We start from the raw sequence: 7,386 nt of genomic DNA, 5'->3' as shown, positions 1-7,386 counted from the left end.
CAGGGCGCCTGGAGTCACCAGATGTGAACATGTGGCGAGCCGGGACGCCGTTCACTCCGCCATCTGTGCGCAAATGGCGGGCGGTCGTGCGACCGGACCACCAGATGTTCACATCTGGTGACCCGCAGGCTGCCCCGGTCCGCCACGTGCGCACAGATGGCGAGCTTCGGGCCGTCCCGGTCCGCCGGATGTGCACATGTGGCGGGCTGCAGGGCATGCCAGCCCGCCCCACATCGCGCACATCCGGTGAGCTGCGGCCGCCCGGCCCGCCAGGTGCGCGCATGTGGCGAGCCCTCGCTGGGCGTGCCACCGGACCTGTGCGTTGCCGGGACTGGTTACGGGGTGGTGGGGAACGTCGGGGCGAAGTAGCTGGCACGGGACATGGTCGCGAACGCGTCCAACGCCGCGGGGGTGTCGGAGATCGCGAACTGTTGCTGTTCGTCCTTGGGGTCGGGGTTCGACTCGAAGAGGCTGACCGCCTTGATCTGCGGGTTCGCCTGGAACACCGCCCCCGCGTTGGTGAGCCACGCGGCACGTTGGGCGGCCGGATAGGCGCGCGATATGCCGTACTCGCCGATGATTATGGGTTTGGGGTGGGTGGCGGACCACTGGAGGAACGGCGTGAGCAGCGTGCCGAGGTCGACGAGCTGACTGGCGGCGTACGCGTCGACGCAGAGCCAGTCGACGGCGTCGTCGCCCGGGTAGAACTCCTGCGCGTAGCCGCCGGCGAAGCCCTCGACGGTCGGGCACCAGACCCACGAGACGTTCGTGGCGCCCTCCTCGGCGAACAGCTTGCGGACGTGCTTCCAGGCCGCGATGTAGTCGGGGCCGGACCACATGGAGGCGCGCAGGTTCGGCCGGTCCATCTCCCAGCGGAAGCGGATCATGATGGGGCGGTCGAGCTCGGCGACGCGCTGGGCGCGCTCGCGGATCAGTTCGTCGTAGCGGCCCATGGTGGTCGCGCGGGTGTCGCCCGACGCCCAGCTCAGCATGAGGATCGAGCCGCGCTGCAGGAAGTGCAGGTCAGAGTGGGTGGGGAACTCCTCGGTGAACGGGCGGTACGTGTTGACGAGCGCGACCTGACGGCCGAGCCGGCGCTCGAACCGGTCGAACGCGGCGATGCGCTCCCGCTGGTTCACGACCGTCGGCTTCACCCACGCGCCCAGGTAGGCCCCGGCGCGCGGCGGCGCCACCGGCCCGCCGGACAGGCCCGTGGCGGTCGCGATCGGCGTGGGCGTGCCGTCCAGCTGGACGGGCGGGGCGGGCGCGGCGGCGGGCTCGTCGCCGCAGCCCGCGAGGGCGAGGACGCCGCAGAGGACGGCGGCCGCGAAACGGGTCGGCTTCATGGTCACTCCTTGACGTCCGGGCAGGTGATGTCAGGGCCGGCCGCGGCGGTGCGCCGCGCCACATAGAGCACGTTCGTGGCGACGCCGGCGAGCGCCGGCACCCGCCAGGCGACCCCGTCGACCAGTCGGGCCACGGGCCGCAGCCAGCGCCGGGCGTACGCGCCGGGCGGGCAGAGGGCGAAGCCGCGCCGCTCCACGACGGCGAAGCCGTGCCGGGCGAGCAGCGCCTCCACCTCGGCGTGGGACAGCTCGTTGAACCACGGGTCGCCGGCGCGACGGCGGTGGCGCAGGTGCCGCACCGACGTGCGGTTGCCGTGGTTCTCCACGACGAGCAGGCCCGAGCAGCGGTGCGGCAGCAGGTCGGCGGCGAAGGTCATCGCCCGGTCGCGGACGTCGTCGCCGACGTTGAGCAGCAACCGGAACACCGTCACCAGGGCGGGCGAGCCGTCGCCGGCCGGGTGCGGCAGCGTGCCCGTCTCCGGCACCTGGTGCAGGTGGGCGAAGACGCCCGAGGTGCGGGCGCGGTCGAGCATCGCGGCGGACGTGTCGTACCCGTGGGCGTCGCGGACCAGCCCGTGCAGGATGCGGATGGCCCGGCCGGTACCGCAGGCGAAGTCGTGCTGCACGGGCCGGCGCTGCGGGAACGCCCGGGCGACCAGCGAGCGCAGGTAGGCGCGCTGGCGGGCGTTGACCGCCGACGAGTACGTGTCGGGCGCGTAGACGACCTGCTCGTACTTATCTACGGCGGTCAGATCCTGAAAGATCCGCGTGTAGTCGTCGCGCATGTTCCCTCCCAGCGGTTTCTCGTCGCAACGATGAGATGAGGACTGACAGCCCGAGCACGCCGCGCCACCGCCAGCACGCCGCCGCGTAGGCGAGGACGCCCAGCCCGACGAGGACGGCCGACCCCACCGCCCGGTGCGGCGCCGGCAGCGCGAAGGCGGCCATGGGCAGGACCCCGAAGCAGGCGACGGCCAGCGCGCACGCGGTGACGGTGCCGGCGCCGAAGGGGTGCAGCGCCACCAGGCGGCCGACCTGGACGAGCGGCACCAGGTTGTTGATCAGAACGGCGACGGCGAGCCCGAGGGCCGCGCCGAGGGCGCCCAGTGGGGGGATGAGGAGGAGGTCCAACACGACCATGGCGGCGAGCGCGACGGCCACGTTCACGAGGTTCCACGAGGTGCGCCCGGCCATGGCGAGCACCATGTCGACCATGCCGCTCGCGGAGGCGACCAGCATCGCGCCGGCGAGCACCGCGACCACGGGCACCCCGGCCCGGTACCCGGCGCCGAACAGGCCCAGGTAGACCGGCGCGAAGACGGCCGTGAGCAGGTACACGGGCCAGATGAGCAGCACCAGCCAGGCGGTGGCGCCCTGGTACAGGGCCAGCGACGTCGGCCGGTCGCGCAGCGTCACCGCCTCGGCCAGGCGCGCCTGCACGGACTGTGCGATGGCCTGGTTGGCGAACTGGCCCAGCACCACGAACCGGCCCGCGACCGCGTACACGGCCGCCGCGCGCAGGCCCGCGATCGTGGCCACGAGCAGCACGTCGACCCGCTGCAACGCGGTCTGCAGCACGCCCGCGACCGCGCGCGGCCCGGTGAACCGCCAGAACCGGCGGCCCATGCCGGCGCCGTCGGCCCCGTCCGCCGGCCACGCGACCGGGCGCGACAGCCGCCGCAGCGCGACCCCGGCCAGCAGCGCGGCCGGCGCGTAGGGCAGCACCCAGGCCAGCGCGAACGGCACGATCGCCGGGTCGGTCACCTCCGCCAGCAGCAGCCCGGCCAGCGCCGCGAACCCGGCCAGCTGCAGCCCCGGCCGCAGCAGCTTGTCGACGAACACGGTGGCGCGCACGTGGTGCAGGCCGCGGGTAGCCGCGAGCAGCGTGTCGGTCAGCACCGCGAGGGGCAGGAACACCGCGAGTACGCGCACGGCGGTCGCGAAGTCGGTGGGGTCGCCCGGGTCGGCCAGCCGGGCCAGCGGCCCCGCGCCCGCGTACAGCGCCGCGCCCGCGACCGCGCTGGCCGCCGCGACCGGCGCGATGGCGAGCCACAGGCAGCGACCCAGCAGGTGCCGCTGGTCGAGGGCACGCAGCCGGGCGATCCAGTAGACGAGGCCGGTCTGCGTGCCGAGCTTCGCGACCGTGGACACGACCACGAACGCGGCCGTGGCCGCGAACAGCGCGCCCGCCTGCGGTGCCGGCAGTGCCCTGGCCGCGAGCCAGGTGACCAGCACCCCCATCGTCGTGGCGGCGACCGCCCCGGCCAGGTTCGCGACCCCGCCCCGGGCCACCCCGGCTAGCGACGCCACGAGGGCTCCCGGCCGAGCCACTCGGCGAGCTGCTGGTCGTACTCCCGGTAGTGCTCGCGAAGCTCGGCCCGCAGGCGCCCCGGCAGGGCCGCCGACCGCGGCCGCGCGTTGTGCCGCTCGAAGGGCGGGTACCCGAGGTTGGGCAGGCCCAGGAAGTCCAGCACGCGGTCGTAGGCGGGCTCCGGGTCGGTGAAGAAGTCGCCCGCGTCGACCACGTGCACGCGCGACCGGCCGACGAGCTGCTCCAGGCGGCGCAGGAACACCACGTACTCGCCACGCTCGCGGTAGGCCAGATGCTGGTGGGCGAAGCTGTGGTACCACGGCTCGACGCGCATCCGGGCGACCTCGCCGTCCACCCGCGCGTGCTCGGCGGCCAGGGCCCGGGCCACGTCCGGCTCCTTCTCGAAGCCGCGGGCCACCTCGTGGGCGTGCTGCGAGTACGCGCGTTCGACCGGGTCACGGACCAGCACCACCAGCTTCACGTCGGGCAGGTCCGCGGCGATGCGGGCGGGGGCGTGCGGGTGGTAGAGGTAGTACGGGCTCGACTCGAAGACCTGTCCGGGCACGCCGAGCCGGGCGGTGACCCGGGCGACGGTGTCGCGCAACGGGAAGTGCGCGCGGTACCAGGCCATCCCGCGGTGGTAGTTCGTGTCGAAGTAGTGCACGCCCTTGTGCAGCACCGCCTTGAGGATGCCGGGGTGCGCGGCGAGCGCCCGGTACAACGACGTCGTGCCGCACCGCTGGCCGCCGCAGATCAGGAACGTCGGCAGCGTGCGGGCCGGCGCGGTGAGCCGCCCGTAGGTGAGCGACCCGAGATGCGCGAGCCGGGTGACCGCCGCCGGCCGCCCGAACCCCAACGGGGGCGGTGACTTGATTTCGCTCACGCGGCCACCTCGCTGCGGTCGTTCAGGTGGGAGACCCGGCGGATCAGGGTCGGCAGGAGCCAGGTGCCCAGCGCGCCCAGGCGGGCGCCGGCCTCCGCCTGGCGGTCCGCGAGATACCGGGCGGCCAGGTCGACGAGGTAGAGCAGGGCGGTCACCCGCGCGGCGTCGGGGCTCGCGACGCCGAACGGGCGCAGGGTCGTCGCCGCCGCGTCGACGCAGTGGTGGACCGCGCCGCCCGCCCGGGCGACCGCGAACCCGGCCGCCTGCAGGTCCCGTTGCAGCGCGTAGTGCAGGGCGTCGAAGCCGAGCGGCACGTCGACGGCGCACCGCTCCCAGTCCCACAGCAGGAGCGTGTCGGGCAGGGTGGCCATGTTCCAGGGCGCCCAGTCGCCGTGCCACTGCCCGTACGCGAGGCGGGTCGCCCCGACCCGGTCGATCAGGTCGTGCGCGGCGCGGCGCAGCGTGGCGCCGTCGGGCTGGGCGTCCAACGGGGCGAGCCGGGCGCGCAGGGCCGCCCAGTACCGGCTGCCGGCCAGGTCGCCGCCGCTGACGCCGGCGCCGGTCGCCACGGACAGCATCGCCCCCGCGAGCCGGTCGGCGGACCAGGCGGCGCGCGGGTCCCACACCGGCAGCGCCGACTGCACCAGCACCTCGTGACCGTGCCAGCGGCCGGCGTGGCGCACCTCCGGCACGGTCACGTCGGCCAGCCGCAGGCCGGCCAGCCGGGTCAGCACCGCGGTCTCCTGCCGCACCAGGTCGCGGGTGAGCGGGCCGATGCCGAGCTTGGCGAAGCCGAGCGTCGCGCCGTCCGGCCCGAGCACCTGCAGGACCGGCTTGCGGTTGGCGCGGGCGGGTCCGATATGGATGCTGACGCTCAGCTCGGCCCGCAGCGCCGCCCGCAGGTACGTCTCGATCGTGTCGACGCCGGGCTCGAGGCGGACCCGGGAGCGCAGCAGCAGCCGGGCGGTGCCGGTGCGCAGCGACGCGACGACGGCGTCCCGCTTGAGCCGGGCCAGCCGCGACTGCGGCCGGGCGTAGCGGCGCACCGCGGCGGCGGCCAGCCGCAGGTCGTTCGCCGGCACCAGCAGCCGGGGCCGGCGCAGGTCCGGGATGACGAGGAACTGGGTCACGTCGCCCAGCCCGTCCCCGGCCGGGTACAGCAGCTCCAGCACCTCGCTCAGGTACTGGGCGCGGAGCGCGGCGTCGCCTTCGAGGCGGACCGAGCTCACGAGATCTTTCCTAGGCTGTTGCGCCACAGCAGGGCGTAGCCGAAGAACAGGAACGCCAGGGGTGTGACCAGCGAGTTGTACCAGAGCATCGCGACAAAAGAGGCGACCAGCGCCGCGGAGCCCGCGATGCCGATCGCCGTCGCGTCGCGGCGGAACCGCCACAGCCCGTACCCCAGGAAGGCCACGTAGCCGACCGCCCCGATCAGGCCGTGGGCGAACAGCAGCTGCCAGAGCTGCCCGTTGCCGCCGACCGTGAAGTTGCCGCAGCGCGGGCAGTCGGGGCTCTCGCCGACGGTGATCGACGTCCGGCCGCCGGCGGTTTCGCGGGTGGACCCGAAGCCGATCAGCGGCGACTCGGCCAGGCCGTCGAGGGCGCGGTCGACGAGGAACACGCGGACCGCGTTCGATCGCCCGTACTCCAGGCGTTGTCCGACCAGACCACCCAGCGGGGTCGCGCTGACCAGGGCGACCAGCGCGAGCGTCGCGAACAGCACGCGCAGCGCGAGGCGCCGGCGGCGCCGCAGCAGCCGGACGGTCACGTAGACCACCACGACGCTCAGCCCGATCCACAGGCCCCGGTTGAGCGAATGGACGACCGGCACGACCGCGATCGCGAGCACCACGGCGCCGGCGGCCTTCGTGAGCGGTGTGCGGGCCAGCGGCCAGCAGGCGACGGCGAACCAGACCACCAGCAGGCACAGGTTGTTGCCCCAGGTGTTGGTGTACCCCCAGGGCGCGGCCGGCCGGGCCGCCTCGTGGCCGAGCACGTTCATCATCTGCGCGGCGGACGGGTGGACGAGCGACCGGACGAAGCCCTCGGCGCGCACGTGGTCGGGCAGCAGGCGCTCGATCGGCGCGGTGAACTCGAACGTCCCGGCCATGACGCCGAGCAGCCCGCCGCCCACGGTGAGCACGAACAGCCAGGCCAACAGCCGGACCAGCACGGACTGGGGGACCCTGGTCAGCGACAGGTTGCCGAGGTAGAGCAGCAGGACGGTCAGCGCCAGGTACATGCCGATGCGGAAGACGACCGCCGAGATCGCGCCCTGCGCGCCGCGGTCGACCGTGCCGGTCGCGGTCGAACCGATCGCCGTGGCACTGATGACCACGGCCGCGAGGAACAGCAGCCACCAGCCGAACCCGGGCGGCACGCGCAGCTTCTCGCCCTTGACGAGCCGCCGCAGCAGGCTCAGCCCCATCGGCACGGCGACGAGCGCGAAGATCAGCACCCCGAGGCCGAGCGCCCACCACAGCGGGTACAGCGCGCACAGGCCCACGACGGGCCAGGCGTGGCGGAGCACGTCCCGCAGGCGTCCGGGGTCCGCCCCGGGTGCGGGGGTGGGGGTCGGGTCAGGGTCGGGTGCGCTGATCGGTCCGGCGTCGGCAGCGCGGCGGGCCGCGCCCACGATCGTGCGGGTACGGGGCGCCAGCTGCGCCGTCATCGCGCCTGGCGGGGCGCGTCGTCGCCGTGGGCGCCCGCGACGAGCGGCGGGGTGGGATCGAAGCGCGGGTCGACCGCGGTGAGGCCGCCGGTCGGCGTCGGGTCGTCGTCCCACAGGTCGGCGGCGGCGGGGTCGCTGGCGCCGGTGTGCCGGGGGGCCTCGGCCGGGGGCGGGC

6 protein-coding genes are annotated in these 7,386 nt (G+C 74.6%); all 6 read right to left on the bottom strand.

All coding sequences use genetic code 11. The features are described 5' to 3' along the window. Nucleotides 1-335: 335 nt before the first annotated feature. From ABD211_RS06395 to ABD211_RS06370, 6 genes are read right to left on the bottom strand one after another with little or no spacing between them, the layout of a single operon-like run. Nucleotides 336-1,346 carry a glycoside hydrolase family 26 protein gene (locus tag ABD211_RS06395; protein WP_344127217.1) on the bottom strand — a complete coding sequence of 337 codons (1,011 nt, stop codon included), beginning with the start codon at nucleotides 1,344-1,346 and terminating at the stop codon, nucleotides 336-338. 2 nt (nucleotides 1,347-1,348) lie between these two features. Further along, nucleotides 1,349-2,131: a methyltransferase domain-containing protein gene (locus ABD211_RS06390; RefSeq protein ID WP_344127215.1), complete on the bottom strand. Its 783-nt coding sequence runs from the start codon at nucleotides 2,129-2,131 to the stop codon at nucleotides 1,349-1,351. Beyond that, nucleotides 2,082-3,656: a lipopolysaccharide biosynthesis protein gene (locus tag ABD211_RS06385; protein ID WP_344127213.1), complete on the bottom strand. Its 1,575-nt coding sequence runs from the start codon at nucleotides 3,654-3,656 to the stop codon at nucleotides 2,082-2,084. The genes ABD211_RS06390 and ABD211_RS06385 overlap by 50 nt, the downstream gene beginning before the upstream one ends. Beyond that, nucleotides 3,644-4,540 (bottom strand): sulfotransferase family protein, encoded by an 897-nt coding sequence (locus tag ABD211_RS06380; protein ID WP_425560365.1) that lies wholly within the window; start codon nucleotides 4,538-4,540, stop codon nucleotides 3,644-3,646. The genes ABD211_RS06385 and ABD211_RS06380 overlap by 13 nt, the downstream gene beginning before the upstream one ends. Beyond that, nucleotides 4,537-5,769, bottom strand: coding sequence for a hypothetical protein (locus ABD211_RS06375; RefSeq protein WP_344127211.1), 1,233 nt, complete (start codon nucleotides 5,767-5,769; stop codon nucleotides 4,537-4,539). Before ABD211_RS06375 ends, ABD211_RS06380 begins: the two co-directional genes overlap by 4 nt. Then, the gene (locus ABD211_RS06370) at nucleotides 5,766-7,211 is read right to left on the bottom strand and encodes a hypothetical protein (RefSeq protein WP_344127209.1); all 1,446 of its coding nucleotides are present in this window, start codon (nucleotides 7,209-7,211) and stop codon (nucleotides 5,766-5,768) included. Before ABD211_RS06370 ends, ABD211_RS06375 begins: the two co-directional genes overlap by 4 nt. Nucleotides 7,212-7,386 lie beyond the last annotated feature (175 nt).

The sequence above is a fragment of the Luedemannella flava genome (assembly GCF_039528515.1).
In the GTDB taxonomy this organism is placed as follows: domain Bacteria; phylum Actinomycetota; class Actinomycetes; order Mycobacteriales; family Micromonosporaceae; genus Luedemannella; species Luedemannella flava.
Note: the sequence above shows the minus strand (reverse complement) of the source record. Positions and strands in the feature narration are given on the sequence as shown.